The sequence below is a fragment of the Biomaibacter sp. TOL genome (assembly GCF_059717795.1).
This window is the reverse complement of the sequence record NZ_AP046092.1, coordinates 1,650,596-1,666,043: the sequence shown is the minus strand read 5'-3', so window position 1 is coordinate 1,666,043 and position 15,448 is coordinate 1,650,596. Positions and strand designations below refer to the sequence as shown.

The 15,448-nt window shown below is 43.4% G+C and carries 14 protein-coding genes, 3 tRNA genes, 1 pseudogene and 1 other annotated feature; of the genes and pseudogenes, 14 read left to right on the top strand and 4 right to left on the bottom strand.

Translation table 11 applies throughout. The annotated features are described in order from the left end of the window. The first annotated feature begins 34 nt into the window (after positions 1–34). The 4 genes from rplK (at position 35) to rplL (ending at position 2,411) form a co-directional block, all read left to right on the top strand. Entirely contained in the window at positions 35–457 is a 423-nt protein-coding gene (gene rplK, locus AC6I1H_RS08370) for a 50S ribosomal protein L11 (RefSeq protein ID WP_497740487.1), read from the top strand. 53 nt (positions 458–510) lie between these two features. Continuing rightward, positions 511–1,212, top strand: coding sequence for a 50S ribosomal protein L1 (rplA, locus tag AC6I1H_RS08365; RefSeq protein ID WP_497740486.1), 702 nt, complete (start codon positions 511–513; stop codon positions 1,210–1,212). A 26-nt stretch (positions 1,213–1,238) separates the two neighbouring features. Further along, positions 1,239–1,412, top strand: a sequence feature (ribosomal protein L10 leader region). 27 nt (positions 1,413–1,439) lie between these two features. After that, the gene (gene rplJ, locus AC6I1H_RS08360; protein ID WP_497740485.1) at positions 1,440–1,958 is read left to right on the top strand and encodes a 50S ribosomal protein L10; all 519 of its coding nucleotides are present in this window, start codon (positions 1,440–1,442) and stop codon (positions 1,956–1,958) included. A 75-nt stretch (positions 1,959–2,033) separates the two neighbouring features. Then, on the top strand, positions 2,034–2,411 hold the full coding sequence (gene rplL / locus AC6I1H_RS08355; protein WP_497740484.1) for a 50S ribosomal protein L7/L12: 378 nt from the start codon (positions 2,034–2,036) through the stop codon (positions 2,409–2,411). Between the two features lie 92 nt (positions 2,412–2,503). On the opposite strand, the gene AC6I1H_RS08350 is transcribed toward rplL, so the two are convergent. The 4 genes from AC6I1H_RS08350 to AC6I1H_RS08335 form a co-directional block, all read right to left on the bottom strand. After that, complete coding sequence (locus AC6I1H_RS08350) at positions 2,504–3,841, bottom strand: sigma-54-dependent transcriptional regulator (protein WP_497740483.1); 1,338 nt, start codon at positions 3,839–3,841, stop codon at positions 2,504–2,506. A gap of 150 nt (positions 3,842–3,991) precedes the next feature. Further along, complete coding sequence (locus AC6I1H_RS08345; RefSeq protein WP_497740482.1) at positions 3,992–5,230, bottom strand: Nramp family divalent metal transporter; 1,239 nt, start codon at positions 5,228–5,230, stop codon at positions 3,992–3,994. A gap of 225 nt (positions 5,231–5,455) precedes the next feature. Then, positions 5,456–6,550 (bottom strand): sensor histidine kinase, encoded by a 1,095-nt coding sequence (locus tag AC6I1H_RS08340; RefSeq protein WP_497740481.1) that lies wholly within the window; start codon positions 6,548–6,550, stop codon positions 5,456–5,458. Continuing rightward, positions 6,537–8,003 carry a sodium:solute symporter family protein gene (locus AC6I1H_RS08335; protein ID WP_497740480.1) on the bottom strand — a complete coding sequence of 489 codons (1,467 nt, stop codon included), beginning with the start codon at positions 8,001–8,003 and terminating at the stop codon, positions 6,537–6,539. Before AC6I1H_RS08335 ends, AC6I1H_RS08340 begins: the two co-directional genes overlap by 14 nt. A 264-nt stretch (positions 8,004–8,267) precedes the next feature. On the opposite strand from AC6I1H_RS08335, the gene AC6I1H_RS08330 reads away from it, so the two are divergent. The 10 genes and pseudogenes from AC6I1H_RS08330 (at position 8,268) to AC6I1H_RS08285 (ending at position 15,277) form a co-directional block, all read left to right on the top strand. After that, complete coding sequence (locus tag AC6I1H_RS08330) at positions 8,268–9,038, top strand: LamB/YcsF family protein (protein WP_497740479.1); 771 nt, start codon at positions 8,268–8,270, stop codon at positions 9,036–9,038. 91 nt (positions 9,039–9,129) lie between these two features. After that, positions 9,130–9,858, top strand: a complete 729-nt coding sequence (pxpB, locus tag AC6I1H_RS08325; RefSeq protein WP_497740478.1) for a 5-oxoprolinase subunit PxpB — start codon at positions 9,130–9,132, stop codon at positions 9,856–9,858. A gap of 76 nt (positions 9,859–9,934) precedes the next feature. Further along, on the top strand, positions 9,935–10,942 hold the full coding sequence (locus AC6I1H_RS08320; RefSeq protein ID WP_497740477.1) for a 5-oxoprolinase subunit C family protein: 1,008 nt from the start codon (positions 9,935–9,937) through the stop codon (positions 10,940–10,942). 71 nt (positions 10,943–11,013) lie between these two features. Further along, positions 11,014–11,582, top strand: a pseudogene (locus AC6I1H_RS08315) (D-glutamate cyclase family protein). Positions 11,583–11,729: 147 nt separating this feature from the next. Next, the gene (locus AC6I1H_RS08310) at positions 11,730–11,981 is read left to right on the top strand and encodes a ribbon-helix-helix domain-containing protein (protein ID WP_497740476.1); all 252 of its coding nucleotides are present in this window, start codon (positions 11,730–11,732) and stop codon (positions 11,979–11,981) included. Beyond that, positions 11,978–12,358 (top strand): type II toxin-antitoxin system VapC family toxin, encoded by a 381-nt coding sequence (locus tag AC6I1H_RS08305; RefSeq protein WP_497740475.1) that lies wholly within the window; start codon positions 11,978–11,980, stop codon positions 12,356–12,358. The genes AC6I1H_RS08310 and AC6I1H_RS08305 overlap by 4 nt, the downstream gene beginning before the upstream one ends. A 156-nt stretch (positions 12,359–12,514) precedes the next feature. Beyond that, positions 12,515–12,591: transfer RNA gene (locus AC6I1H_RS08300), tRNA-Met, on the top strand. A 178-nt stretch (positions 12,592–12,769) separates the two neighbouring features. Further along, a tRNA-Met gene (locus AC6I1H_RS08295) sits at positions 12,770–12,846 on the top strand. Between the two features lie 17 nt (positions 12,847–12,863). After that, positions 12,864–12,938 (top strand) — tRNA-Glu (locus AC6I1H_RS08290). Between the two features lie 215 nt (positions 12,939–13,153). Next, positions 13,154–15,277, top strand: a complete 2,124-nt coding sequence (locus tag AC6I1H_RS08285) for a SpoIIE family protein phosphatase (protein WP_497740474.1) — start codon at positions 13,154–13,156, stop codon at positions 15,275–15,277. Positions 15,278–15,448 lie beyond the last annotated feature (171 nt).

Here is a 15,448-nt window from a genome sequence, read left to right as displayed (position 1 = left end):
TGATACAGTTTTAGAGGTTACAGGAGGTGTAAAAATGGCTAAAAAGGTTATATCCATGGTCAAGCTGCAGATACCGGCAGGCAAGGCGACACCGGCTCCTCCGGTCGGCCCCGCTCTGGGCCCCACGGGGATAAATATAATGAATTTCTGCAAAGAATTCAATGAAAAGACCGCTCATCAGGCAGGACTGATCATTCCGGTGGAACTCACCGTTTACCAGGACAGGTCTTTTACCTTTGTGCTGAAGACGCCGCCGGCGGCGGTGTTGTTGAAGAAAGCTGCAGGAATTGAGAAAGGCTCAGGGGAACCGAACAAAAACAAGGTGGCAAAGGTAACAAAAAAGGATATAAGGGAGATAGCCGAGCTGAAAATGGCCGATTTGAATGCCAACGATCTGGAAGCCGCTATGAGAATGATTGAAGGCACAGCCCGCAGCATGGGCATTACGGTAGAATAGAATTAAAAAAGTGGGAGGATTTTTCCGCTAAAACCACAGGGAGGTATAAAATTATGCCGAAGCATGGAAAAAGTTATCTGGAAGCTTTGAAACTGATAGACAGGACTAAACTTTACGAACCTAGAGAGGCGCTGGAATTGGTGGAAAAGACAGCCACAAAGAAATTCGACGAAACCATAGAAGTTTCGGTGCGCCTGGGCGTAGATCCGAGACATGCCGACCAGCAGGTCAGGGGTGTCGTAACTCTTCCTCATGGCACCGGGAAAACGGTCAGAGTGCTTGTGTTCGCAAAAGCGGATAAGGCGAAAGAAGCCGAAGAAGCCGGGGCTGATTATGTGGGCGCCGAAGATATGATCGCCAAAATAGAAGGCGGATTCCTGGATTTCGACGTTGCCGTAGCGACGCCCGACATGATGGGTGCCGTCGGCAAACTGGGAAGAGTGCTGGGACCCAAAGGTCTTATGCCAAACCCGAAGGCCGGAACGGTCACTTTTGATGTGGGCAAAGCGGTCAGAGAGATAAAAGCCGGTAAGATCGAATACAGGGTCGATAAAACAAGTATAGTTCATGCTCCCATAGGGAAAAAATCTTTTGGAACCGAAAAACTGCTGGACAACTTCAAAACCCTTATGGAGGCAATTATAAAGGCAAAGCCTGCCGCGGCCAAAGGCCAGTATATAAAGAGCGTGGTTATATCCAGCACGATGGGGCCGGGGATAAAGATTAACCCGGCAAAACTGGTGGAAACAAAATGAATTTGCTTGTGATATGAAAACACACCATATATATTATATATTCGCTGCAGACAGCAGGTGCCTTACGGCTTAATAACCTGCCGAGGCGGAAAGGTGGACGGTGGTTTCTTTCATGGAAAACCATGATCGAAACGAGCGTTATTGTTGTGCAAAAAATGCCTTTCTGTAAAATCTGCAGAAGGGCATTTTTATATGCTTTTATGAGAAGATTAAAGGGAGGTGAAAAAGTGGCAGTAAAACCGGAAAAAGTAAAGGCCGTTGAAGAACTGAGGGATAAGTTCGGCCGTTCAAAAACCGTAGTTTTGACAGATTACAGGGGATTGAATGTGGCCGATATCACAGAGCTGCGAAAAAAACTCAGAGAACAGGGGATAGAGTTCAAGGTCGTCAAAAACACCCTTACGCGCATAGCGATTAAGGATTTTGACTATAACCTGGATGAATTCCTGGAAGGCCCTACGGCAGTGGCTTTCAGCTATGCAGATCCGGTAGCGCCGGCCAAGGTTATCGTAGACTTTGCCAAAACCCACAAGGAACTTGAAATAAAGGCCGGTGTGGTGGAGGGCAAAGTCGGCGGCAAAGACATGATAGAGAACCTGGCCAAAATGCCGCCGAGGGAGGAACTGCTGGCAAAGGCGGTGGGCTCCATCCAGGCGCCTCTTTACGGCATTGTGAGCGTGCTGCAGGGGCCGCTGCGCAATCTGGTATATACCCTGCAGGCTATACAGGACAAAAAAGCGTCATGACATATCTGTTGCGGGCGGTATAGCTGCCCGACCAAAAATGAAAAAAAATGAGAAAATATGAGGAGGAATTTTTAAATGACAAAAGAAGAAATCATTTCCGCTATTGAGAATATGACGGTGCTTGAACTGGCCGATCTGGTAAAGGAACTTCAGGATAAATTCGGGGTTACCGCCGCAGCTCCTGTGGCCGTAGCCGCGGGACCGGCTGCCGGTGCTGCTCCTGCCGAAGCTGCGCCCGAACAGACCGAATTTGACGTGATTTTGGCCGCTGCCGGCGCAGAAAAAATCAAGGTTATCAAAGTCGTAAGAGAAATCACAGGCCTTGGCCTAAAGGAAGCCAAAGACCTGGTAGACGGTGCGCCGAAGCCTGTAAAGGAAAAGGTGTCAAAGGAAGAGGCAGAGCAGATAAAGGCGAAGCTCACCGAAGTCGGCGCTACTGTAGAAATAAAATAACAGAGTCCATTAATAAAAAGCTCCGGGCAAATCGCCCGGAGCTTTTGCCTGCGGGGCATAATATTCGATTGAGGGGGCTTTTTGCTTTATTTTCATCCAAAATACTTCTTTATCCGGCGCTGAAGCGCAAAACGGCTGATCCCCAGCAGCTCCGCAGCCTTTGTTATATTCCAGCGAGTCATGTCCAGGACCTGCCTAATATGCTGTTTTTCCAGCTCTTCGAGAGAAAAAGATGCATCTGAGCTTGTTGCAGAAGGTTCGGGTGTATTTTGATCGATTAATTCAATCGGGAGCTCATTTTCGGTAATATAATCCCCCTTTACAAGAATAAAAGCGCGTTCAAGGATATTTTTAAGTTCTCGTACATTGCCAGGCCAGTGGTATTTTGTTAAAATTCTAATTGCTCTGTCTGAATATCCCATTATATTTTTCTTGAACTGTCTGTTAAATACTTCGGTGTAGTAATCCAGTAGCAAAGGTATGTCATGAGACCTTTCTCTTAAAGGAGGTATCTGTACGAGAACCACATTGAGGCGGTAATAAAGGTCACTCCTAAACCTATTTTTTTCTATTTCATCCTTCAGGTTTTTATTTGTAGCAGCTATGATCCGGACATTCAAAGGTATCCCCGTAAGGCCTCCGATCCGGCGGATGGTGCGGTCTTCAAGAAACCTCAGCAATTTTGATTGAAGCTCAAGCGGCAGTTCACCTACTTCATCAAAGAAAAAACTTCCTTCATCAGCTAGCTCAAGAAGACCGCGTTTTCTCCCGGCAGCGCCGGTAAATGCATTTTTTTCATGACCAAAAAGTTCGCTTTCAAAAAGATTTGCAGGTATGGCGCTGCAGTTAAGGGTGACAAATGGTTTTTCGGCACGGTTGCTTTTTTCATGAATTAACCGGGCTATAAGCTCTTTTCCGGTGCCTGTCTCGCCTTCGATGAGGATATTGGAATCTGCTTTTGCTATAGAGTCCAGTTGGTTTAAGGTTTGAAGCATTTGTGGGTCCTTAGTGATAAAAGCACTCTTTTGGTCTCGGGACCTGAGAATGGTATTTTCATTTTTCAAAGTCCTTTCCTGAAGGGCTCTCCGTATGGATAATTTTAATTCGTTAATGTCAAAAGGTTTGGTTATGAAATCATAAGCGCCGTTTTTTACCGCTTCGACAGCTACTCGTGTATCGCCAAAAGCAGTAATAATAATAACAATAATGTCATCATCGATTTCTTTAATTTCTTTGAGCATTTTAATACCATCGATATCCGGAAGTCTGAGGTCCACCACAGCCACATCAGGGGTCAAGTTTCTACAGCTCATCAATCCATCTTTCCCTGAAAAGGCAATTTCCACTGAATAGCCTTCGGCTTCCAGAGACATCTTTATACCGCTGCATATGGAAGTTTCATCATCTACTATGAGAATTTTTTGGTCCATTCTTGACCACCTTTAAAACAATATTTTTTTACCTAATCCTTTGAATAATATATTAAATCAGTTTAATATTCTACAAAAAACCATTATTTCCTCTAAAGAAAAAGTGCAGTTATTACCTGCACTTAATAAATAACATTGTATGTTCAAATATTAAATAATCTTTAAAGCGACCAGAATCATTCTCAAGCCCAGCACAACAGTGATTAACACGACAACCGTTCCCAATATGTTAGAAATAGTTTTATTGGCAAAATCGAACATTATTTTTTTCTGATTCATAACAATCAAAAGCAGTATGGCCGATATGGGCAGCAAAATTCCGTTGACCGCCTGGGCGAAGACAATAACCTGAACAGGATTTGCACCTAAAAATGCAACTGTTGCTCCCGCCAACAATACGATTAGCCATATTGTTCGGAAGTAGGAGTTTTTTAAATCGCTTTTAAATCCAAGCACGCCTGTAATAGCATAAGCGGCTGCCATTGGAGCTGTAATAGCGGAAGAAATACCTGCACCAAAAAGGCCTATGGCGAAAAACCATTTTGCCCATGGACCAAGCAGGGGTTCCAGCTGTCGAGCCATATCCGCTGCTGATTTGACAGTAGTTCCTGTTCCGAACATGGAAGCTGCGGTGATTATTATAGCCAGAGATATGATTCCGCCAAGGCTGATGGATAATATTGAATCTAAACGGGATTCAGATATAGCTTCCAGTTTATTTTCCATTTTTCCCCATCTCTCGGCGGAAGCCGAGGAATGCAGGTAAAGATTATAAGGAACCACGGTAGTCCCTATAAGGCCCAGTGTGACCAGAAGAGCTTTTGTAGGAACCACAGGAACAAATAAACCTTTAAAGACCTCGCCCCAATTAGGTGATATGATTATGGCCGTAGCCACGAAGACAATGCTCATCATAATAACGATACCTAGCAACACTTTTTCTATAAGCTTATAACTTCCGGACCATAACAAAATGCCTGCTGTTACTGCTATTAAAATTACCCAAAATTGTTTGGCGCCTCCGAAAATTACCTGAAGTCCCATTGACGCGCCACTGATGTTGCCGCTCTGAAAGGCGGAGTTTCCGATACCTAGAGCGGCTATCACCAGAGCCACCGCCAGCAGCTTCAGAGATGGAGTGGATTCAAAAGATTCCCGGATGGCACTTCCCAGCCCCTTATTGGTTACAATTCCAATTCTTGCAGCCATTTCCTGCAGAATTATGGTGGCGATAGTCGAAAACAGCATAGCCCAAAGAAGTGCATATTTGAAATTAACGCCTGCAAGAGTACAGGTAGTAACTGTTCCAGGGCCAATAAAAGCCGCAACCACAATGGCGCCGGGGCCGACACTGGACAATTTTTGCCAAAAAGATTTGGTTTTTTCCATAGATAAGCCTCCTTTTAAATTTTTATTTGCATTATGTAAAAGTTTAAAATCACGGCATCTGCTCACCCCCCATCGTATGTCAGATACTATTATTATTTGACAGTTTTTACAGCATGATTTGTGCCAACAAAATAAAATAAGGGTTTGTTTGAAAAACCCTTATTTTCATCGTTTTTTATTGTTGGTTTTTGAAACCATCGGAGTGGTATTGCAAGCACCGCTCACTTAGTGCGGTAATGAACGTGGAAATGCAACATAGACTGTAGTGCCCTTATTTTCTAAACTTTCCAGCCATATTCGCCCATGGTTTTTCAATATCAGGCTGTGAACCACGCTTAGGCCTAAACCGGTGCCCTCCTCAAAGGTTGTGAAAAACGGATTGAAGATTTTGTTCAAATTTGTTACGGGTATACCAACACCCGAATCTTTTATAGAAATGATAATTTCCTCATCGGTAAAAGCTGATGAAATTTCTAAAGTATCACCGTGTTTGCTAGCCCTGGCAGCATTGGTGATGAGATTGATCAAAATTTGTTTCAAATGGCACCTATCAATAAAAAGATATTCCTGGGCACTTAAAAAATTGCAATTTAGAGTTAAACTTTTATTTTTCAGCACCGGTTCTATGAATGGCATGACCTCTTCCATAGATTTTTCTATAAAAATCATTTCCGGTTGAGGTTCCCCGGGCCTGGCGAAATTCAGGAGATTGGAGATAATATTGTTTATTCGCTCTATTTCACGGTATATGGAAGAAAATATGGATTCCAGTTCGTCATCATCGGCTGGCATTCTGGATTCCATAGCCTGAAAACAAGATTGAATGCCTTGAAGGGGGTTTCTTATTTCATGGGCCAGCACCGCCGACATTTCACCCAGAAAAGTCAGGCGGTTCACATGCTCCATTTTTTTGATATATTCACTCAGCTTTACAGACATTGTATTGAAGGCGTCTTTTAAAACTGCTATTTCGTCGTTACGATTGTATTCTATTTTTATATCAAAATTTCCCCTGGCAATTTCCTCGCAGGCCAGAGAAAATTTTTTTATAGGCTTTGTGAGATTATAGGAGAAAAATATTGTTAACTGAGCGGCGATAATTATGGTGATTATGGCTACCAATATTGTGTATTTTTGAAGTTCCAGAAGCTGGCCGGATATATATTCCGTATCTATCTGAATGATGTTTTCCGGCAGTCTGCCAGCTATATCCTGAACAATTCTGTACGAGCCGTAATAGGAAGTGATTCCCACGATACCGAGGGATACTATTATTAAAATTAAAAAGGGTATAAGAATCCTGGATTCAATGCTTCGCATGTTTTACCTTCCTTTCTCCGAACATAAAGGCGGCAAGAGATATGATAAAAGACGGGAGGCCCGGATGAATAAGCTTGTAAAGAGGATTTGATATCATGGGTTGAGTAGATAGTAAAACTATATATGCAATAAGTCCTGCAAAAAAAGACAGCTCTGCTGAAAATTTGGATGCCTTCTTGCAAAAGATTCCCGCATAAAGCGGTATAAAAGTTGAAGAAGCGAAAAAACCCCACATATTGCCGCCGAATTCGATAAGATTCTTTGGAGGGTTATACGATAACAAAAGAGAAAGGGTGCCTGCCACAGCTATGGTGATGCGGTTTAATGATAGCATCTCATCTTCCCCGATCTCCTTTTTGATTCGGTTTTTCAATATGTCATAAGTAAAACTGTTGGCTATGAGCAGAAGTTCGGAATTGGCCGTGGAAACCGATGAAGCTATGATGGCAATAAGGATAAAACCGGTCAGATATGGTGGAGCGATACGGTTAAATAGAAACGGTATTATTTCATCCATATTTTGTAGAGTAGGGGCAGAAGGAATAACGGTTCTAAGACCTATAGATCCAATGACTATAAAAAAGTAAATCAGGGAAAGAAGTATTAATGAATATAAAATCATTTTTTTGCCAGTAAGCCGGTCCTTTGCCGAAACTATCCGAATAACGTACTGAGGATTTGCGGCAAGACCTAACCCCCATCCGAAGAATGATGTATAAACATAAGCCGGAGGCTGAAGACCTTTACAAAAAGGATGCAACAGACCACCGATTGGTGTTTTTATATCCCACCCTTTAACCGGATAGGTATCAATACTTGCAGCTGCGTTTATAATATTTAATAAGCCGCCGGTCTTTAATATTAAATATATGCCGAATATTATAAATGCAACAAATATGATTGCGGCATTAACTGCATCGGTTTTTACAACAGAAAACAAACCTCCGAAGGTCGTATAAAGAATGTATAAATAAACAAGTAAAATAGCGAAGGCATAAGGAATATTGAGAAGCATGCTCATAACAAGGCCAAATCCCTTTATCTGCATGGTGATATATAAAATATATGAAAATATTATTAATAGGGCGATGCAGGTTTGCATCAACCTCGAATTATATTTTACATAAAAAAATTCAGCATAAGTATAAATTTGATATTTTTTAAAAGGTGAAGCCAGTAGAAATAAAAAAAAGGCACCGAGGAACCACGGCAAGATACTGTAAAGAATAGAGGATATTCCATAAATATAAAGCGACCCGCCCAGCCCCAAAATAGATGCTGCGCTGAACCAGGTGGCTACAAAAGTGGCGGTGCTGAAAAAGGAGTTTAAAGAACGCCCTGCTACAAAGAAATCATCAATGCTGTAAGTATCATAAAAACCGCTTCTGGCGGAGAATATAATGAGAAATGTATAAATTAGAAAAAATACCATAAAAAGAAGTGACCAGTTCATAGTAATCCCTCCCTGCCTTTTATCAAAATAATACATCAAAATATGCTTAAAAAAAAGAGGTGTGCGCTAATGCACTAAAAAGTGTTCTGTGAGCGGTTTTATGTTCTTCATTTTAAATTGAATTTAAAAATATTTGCCTGTATGATTTTAACCAAGGTCTTTCAATCTTTTTTTGAAATCTGTTTCTAATTTATGGCATAATAATTGCAATATATTTAAAGTGAAAAGCAAAATCGATAATAGGGTTTATAGGAGGTTATAGCCTTGAAATTAAAAGTTGATCTGAACAGCGATATAGGGGAAAGCTTTGGAGCATACCGGATAGGCATGGATGATGAAATTGTAAAATACGTTTCATCAGCAAACATAGCCTGCGGGTTTCATGCGGGAGACCCGGTGGTGATGGAAAGGACTGTGGGATTATGCGAAAAAAACGGTGTGGCTGTTGGAGCACATCCCGGTTTTCCAGACCTCATGGGTTTCGGCAGGAGGAACATGGACATTTCCCCATCGGACATAAGAAGCTACATAATATATCAAATAGGCGCATTGAAAGCCTTTGCGGAGAGTCTCGGAATGAAACTGCAGCATGTGAAAGCCCACGGCGCTCTGTACAACATGGCCGCCGCAGACGAGAAGCTGGCCGATGCCATTGCTCAAGCTATAGCTTCGGTGGATAAGAATCTCATATGTGTGGCTATGGCAAATACCGCCATGCAAAAAGCGGCCGAGAAAGCGGGGTTAAAGTTTGCCTGCGAGGTGTTTGCCGACAGGAATGTCAACCCCGACGGGACACTGGTTTTGCGGAAGCTGCCCAATGCCATGATACATGATGCGGATATAGCAGCAAAAAGAGTATTGAGAATGGTAAAAGAGGGCATGGTGGAGGCGGTGGACGGCAGCCAAATAAAAGTCAGGGCCGACACCATATGCGTCCATGGAGACAACCCCCAGGCTGTAGAATTTGCACTAAGATTAAGAAAAGTCCTGGAGGAAAATGGCGTAAGAATTGCGCCAATGGCCAGTTTTCTATAATCGGTAATCGGTGCGAACTTGGAGCGAGCGAAAAACCAATTCACTGCCAGCAAATGATGCTGAATAGTTGCTGTTTGAGGAGTGTGAGTGGATGTATAAAATACCGAGAATTCTGCCGGCCGGAGACAAAGCCGTAGTGGTGGAATACGGGAACGAGATATCCGAGGAATGCAATAAGAGGGTGCTGAACCTTTATAGCGCCCTGAAAAGACAGGATGTTACAGGTATTACATCAATTATTCCTACGTATCGGTCTCTTCTCATAAAATACGAGCCACTCAAACTTACGGTTGATGAACTGACAGCATTGATAGCCAAAAGTGACATGTACACTAGCGTGGAGGAATTCAAACCAAAGGTCATCGAGATTCCGGTAGCCTATGGCGGCGATTTTGGGCCGGACCTTGAATTTGTGGCGGAATATCACAATATGACCACGGAAGAGGTAATAAAAATCCATACCGGGAACGCCTACAGGATCTATATGCTCGGCTTTACCATGGGTTTTGCATATCTTGGAGGCATGTCGGAAAAAATAGCCACACCCCGCCTCGAAAAACCCAGGACTGAGATTCCGGCAGGTTCGGTGGGGATTGCGGGCAGTCAGACCGGTATATATCCTGTCACGAGCCCCGGTGGGTGGAGACTAATAGGCAAAACGCCGGTCAAACTTTATGACCCTCCCAGGGAAAAGCCTATTTTGCTGGAAGCCGGCAATTATATAAAGTTTGTGAGGATAACTCCGGACGAATTTCATGAGATAGAAGAGCGAGTTAACACAAACGGCTATGAAGTGAAAATGTATGATTATAATGGGTAAATGGATTGCGGAAATATTAAAAGAGACGATGGTTGTTTGAGGGAGGATTAAGTTTTACTGAAAGCAGGGGGTAAAGATGGAATGTTTTAAAGTCATAAATCCCGGACTTTTTACGAGCGTACAGGACATGGGCAGGTTCGGATATGAAAGCCAGGGAGTGCCGGTTTCCGGTGCCATGGATGAGTTTGCCTTTCGCGTGGCCAACATGCTGGTGGGAAATGTCGAAAATGCTCCGGTTCTGGAGATGACCCTCATGGGCCCTACACTGGAAGTCACGCAGAACACGGTGGTGGCGGTGACAGGCGCATGGATGAATCCCCTGGTAAATGGCGTGGAAAGGCCCTGCTGGTCGTCGTTTCCTGTGAGGAAGGGTGAAACCCTCTCTTTTGCTCCAGTGAAAACGGGTTGCAGGGCGTACATGGCTGTTCCGGGCGGATTTGATGGTGACGTGGTTATGGGGAGCGTCTCCACATATACCAGGGGCAGCATCGGGGGCATGAAGGGAAGACGGCTGGAAAAGGGAGATGTGCTATCGCTCAAGCGGCATACATCTTTCGCATATTTTTTCAAAGTAAAAGAAGAATACATTCCCCATTATTCTGCTGAAGAAGAAATACGGATTATTCCAGGGCCTCAACACGATTACTTTTCAAGGGAGGCCGTGGAACTTTTCTTAAACTCCACCTATACTATCACAAAAGACTCCGATAGGATGGGCTACAGACTTGATGGTCCTGCAATAAAGGCGAAAGAAAAGCATGACATAATTACTGACGGTATCATGCCAGGAGCAGTACAGATACCGGGCAATGGGAAGCCCATAATAATGCTAAAAGACGCACAGACCACCGGCGGCTATGCAAAAATCGCCACAGTGATTTCGATTGATTTATCTAAGCTTGCTCAGTTAAAACCGCAGGATAGGATAAAGTTCAGGGCTATCAGTGTTGAAGAAGCCCATCAATTGTTGAAAGAAAAGGAAGAAGTTTTAAATAAAATAAAAGAAACACTTGTACCGTCGAGGTATTTTGATGTGACTGTAAATGGCAAGGTGTTCAGTGTGAACATAGATATTTTGAAATAAGTAGAGCGGTTTAAGTCTATTGCGACATTTCAATTTAAACAACAATCTAAATTTTTAAGGGGGCACCAGCAGTGGAGGTTAAAGCCGATTTATCAGCAATAGGAGCGAGTGATGCGCGCAAGCTTATTCGTGAAAGAAAATGGTCAGGGCCTACCTGTGGCTTAGCCCTGGGATATACCCAGGCAAATCTGGTTATACTCCCAAAAGAGTTAGCCTATGATTTTCTGCTTTTCGCCTATCGCAATCCAAAGCCCTGTCCCATACTGGATGTGTGCCCATGTATATAACCGACATTCAGACCCGACCCGCCGGAGTCTTCCGCGGAAATATGGTGGTGAGCATGAGACCTATTCCACAGGAACTGGTTATAAGAGCAGTCCAGGTGACATCCAGATTCCCGGCGGTCCATGGCGCTCCTGTCCACATAGGGGAGCCGGCAAAGATTGGTATAAAATCGTTGGATAGACCGGATTTTGGAGATGCCGTTGAGATAAGGGATGGGGAGGTTCCTGTGTTCTGGGCTTGCGGTGTTACACCCCAGGCGGTGGCTATGAAATCCAAGCCCGAAATAATGATTACCCATTCGCCGGGTCACATGTTTATAACCGATGTAAAAGATGAACAGTTGAGTGTTTTTTGAATAGCGGCAAATGCCGCTTTTTTGTTTATATCCTTCTACGGTGATATATTTTTTTCGGGAGTTTTTATACAACCATGTTGTATGCAGAAAGAGTATTTACTTTTTATAAACAGCAATGTATAATAATAATGTATAAGAGGTGAGATAATGGAAAGAACTCAAATTTACCTTACAAAGGTTCAAAAAGAAAAACTAAAGAATTTGGCCAAATTGAATAATATGACCATGGCTGAATGTATAAGGGAAGCCATAAACGAATATGTAGAAAAAGATAGAATGGATAAGGATATTATCATTGAAAAAACCTTTGGCTTATGGAAAGATAAGGATGATATAGGAACAGATTATATAGAAAAGATACGCAGTTCATGGAACAAGAGACTGGAGATAAGCGAATGAAGAAATATCTGATTGATACAAATATATTTATTGACCATTTAAAAGGAAAAGAACCTGCAAAAAAAACATTAAAAAGCTTATCAGAAGCCGGAGAAGTTTATTACTCAGTAGTAACGAGAATCGAATTATTGGCAGGTATTAGAGAAAAAGAAATCGAAGATGTTGAATATTTACTGGAGATTTATAAAGAAAAGGATGTTAATCGCGAAATCGGGGAAAGAGCAGGAAGATACATGCATGAATTTTTTAAATCCCATGCCCTGAATATCGGCGATGCAATAATTGCCGCAACAGCCGAATACCTTGATGCCGAATTGATAACGCTCAATATAAAACATTTTCCGATGAAGGATATCAAAATAAAAAAGCCTTACTAACTATTCTATAAATTAATCCCAAAAATACTAAAGCAGTGTTCGTAGAAGATATGAAAACAGATTAAACAGTTTTCTCACCCTTGACGAAACGGCAATTTTATTATACAATATAAAAGTGCCGGTAATACGGTAATAAAAGCGGAACATCGACAACGACGCGGGGTGGAGCAGTCCGGTAGCTCGTCGGGCTCATAACCCGGAGGTCGCTGGTTCAAATCCAGCCCCCGCCACCATAACAGAAGCCGGAGGTCAGAGGTGAGAAGTCAGAATATAAGATTTGCCAAAAGGCAAATCCGACACGTCCCTTACATCAGATGTCCTGTATTTAATTGCAATAGATGAAATTTGTTTTAAGCAAATTTCATCGAGTTCTGACATCCGACATCCGATTTCCGGTATCTAAAAAATCGGGGCGGCGTAGCTCAGGTGGCTAGAGCATGCGGTTCATACCCGCAGTGTCCGGGGTTCAAATCCCTGCGCCGCTACCATACCTCACATCACATATGGCCCCGTGGTCAAGTGGTTAAGACATCGCCCTTTCACGGCGGTAACGTGGGTTCGAATCCCGCCGGGGTCACCATTATAATGACAACAAAGTCGCAAAAGGCGGCTTTTTTTGTTTATACAACTCAATATAAAAAACCCGGACACCATTTAACATTTTTTTTAAAAAGTGTGGGATTAAAAAGGATTTTGTCATAAAATTTTATAGATATGCCTTCCATAAATGACAATTTTTACAAGCAGCTTGTCTTATAATAAAACCTACCATGTAAAACAGGGTAGGTGGAAACATTGATAAACAGAGCTCATCTTCAATGGAACGTCTATGGAAAGAGAGAGGCGAAAGAGAAAATCCGGAGCCTCAACTTTTCAGGGTCAGGGCTTTTGCTTTCGGAACATTTATGGTTTCATCTGACAGCCTTTTTTTTCGGCATGGCCTCAATAAATGGGCTTTATCCTTTTGGCCTTTCTTATCTGGCAGCCGCAATGCTCTACAGAAAGAAGTCGATTGCCGCGGGCTTGTTTTCTTTTATGGGTATTCTGGTCGCAATGAAAAATCCGGCGGCTCTTCGCTATCTCGGGGCTATGGTTTTATTTGCTACGGCTTTTAATATGTTGAAAAGCAAAGCAATGCACAGGGAGCTTACGGTCGGTCTGATTGTTTTTATATCAAACTCTCTGGCCGGGCTTTTATATTTGTCTATAGCGGGAATGTCCCCTTATGACCTGCTGTTGCTAGGCATGGAATCGGCCCTTGCAAGCATAGCGACATTTATTATTCCCGGAGGTCTATCATGGTTTTTTAAAATACCGGTTCGGGAGGCGGAAAAAAGTATCTGTCTTGCAATCCTGGCCGGAGTGGGGCTTTCTATAGCGAGAAATTTTGAAATTTATAACATTAACGTCAAAACTGTTGCAAGTGTAATCGCTGTGCTGGTCATGGCGCTTATCGGAGGCCCGGGAGCAGGTACAACAACCGGCATAATAATTGGCGTCACGGGCTCTTCCTTTGCCATGTCGCCGTGGTTTGTCACTATTCTCGCTTTTTCTGGGCTTGTGGCGGGAACTTTCAATAAAATGGGAAAGTCAGGAACTGTTGCAGGATTCATACTGGGCTATGTACTGTACAATCTTTATGTAAATTCCATGGGAGAAAGTTTAATCCCTTGGCCTGTGCTGGCGGTTTCATGCAGCATCCTGCTGATGATGCCCGTCGGGTTATTGAAAAAGCTGGAAATGTATTTGAATGAAATGGCGGCGCAGAATCAAAAGGACAAAACTGACATCATCAGGATGGCGGGAGACAGGCTTTTAGAAACGGCAACACTGCTGGAAGAATTGGGCAAGGCTTTTGCGGAGCCCGTTGTCGAGAGTGGCGGTACATGCCGGAGCGGCTACCTGGACAATATATGCCGGGAGGTTCAGCAGAAGGTATGTCTTTCATGCGGCCTTTACAAGACATGCTGGGAGAGGGAGCTCAATCGAACAGTAAAATCGTTTTATGAGCTTATCAAATCCTGTGAGGCGGATCGTCCAGCGGCCCTCCCGCATCTTTTCAGGATCCGGTGCGGCAGGATCGATGACATTAAGAGGATCATAAATGAATTAAGCCTAGTATACAATCTCGAAAGGCATATGCACAACATCGCAGAGCGCGGCAGAGAAAAAATAAGGGCCAGTTTTCAGGGAGCATCCGGGTTGGTAAAGCAACTGGTTAAAGCGATCCAGGAAGATTATTTGGATATGCCTGATGAATCCAGGATAGCGGGTCTCGGTGTTGCGGTGGGAGTGGTCGGGGCCGCAAAGGAAGGATTTGACGTGTCGGGCGACGATTTCTGCTTTTCGGAATTGAAGAACGGCAGATACCTGCTGGCATTGAGTGACGGCATGGGAGTCGGAGAAAAGGCCGCAAAATGCAGCAAAAGGACCCTGGATTTGCTGGAGCGGTTTCTGGATGCCGGTTTTGATTACGATGCGGCCCTGGGAATTGTGAATTCTGCAATGGCCGCATCGTCAAGTGACGATAGATTCTCGACCGTGGATATGGCCGTAATAGATACCTGCACCGGCATGACAGACTTCATAAAGGCCGGTTCTGCAGCGAGCTTTGTAAAGCGAGGCTCGCGTGTCGAGACTATCATGGGCGGAAGCCTGCCGGTGGGTATCATGGACGAAGTTAATCCGAAAGTAATCCGCAGGGATTTAAAATCCGGCGACATACTGATTCTGGTCACGGACGGCGTGATTGACGCCCTTTCCGGATGCCAGGATGGTGAGGAACAGCTTAAAAAGCTGTTATGCGACGTGCGCACCACCAATCCTCAGGAAATTGCAGAGGATATTTTAAAAAAAGCAAGACTGGGCGGCAATGCCAAAGATGATATGACTGTCCTGGTTGCCAGACTATGGGATTAATTAACATAAATCCGGAATATTAATGGCAAATACTGGAGATAAATTAATATCCAGTATTTTTTTCATTTTTACGGTCCTGCTGATAGCGGGATAATTTTTTGCCCACCCGAAAAAAAGGTCGAATTTTTGTTGAAATTTTATTGATAAAGTTTTATGATAAATTTATGATCA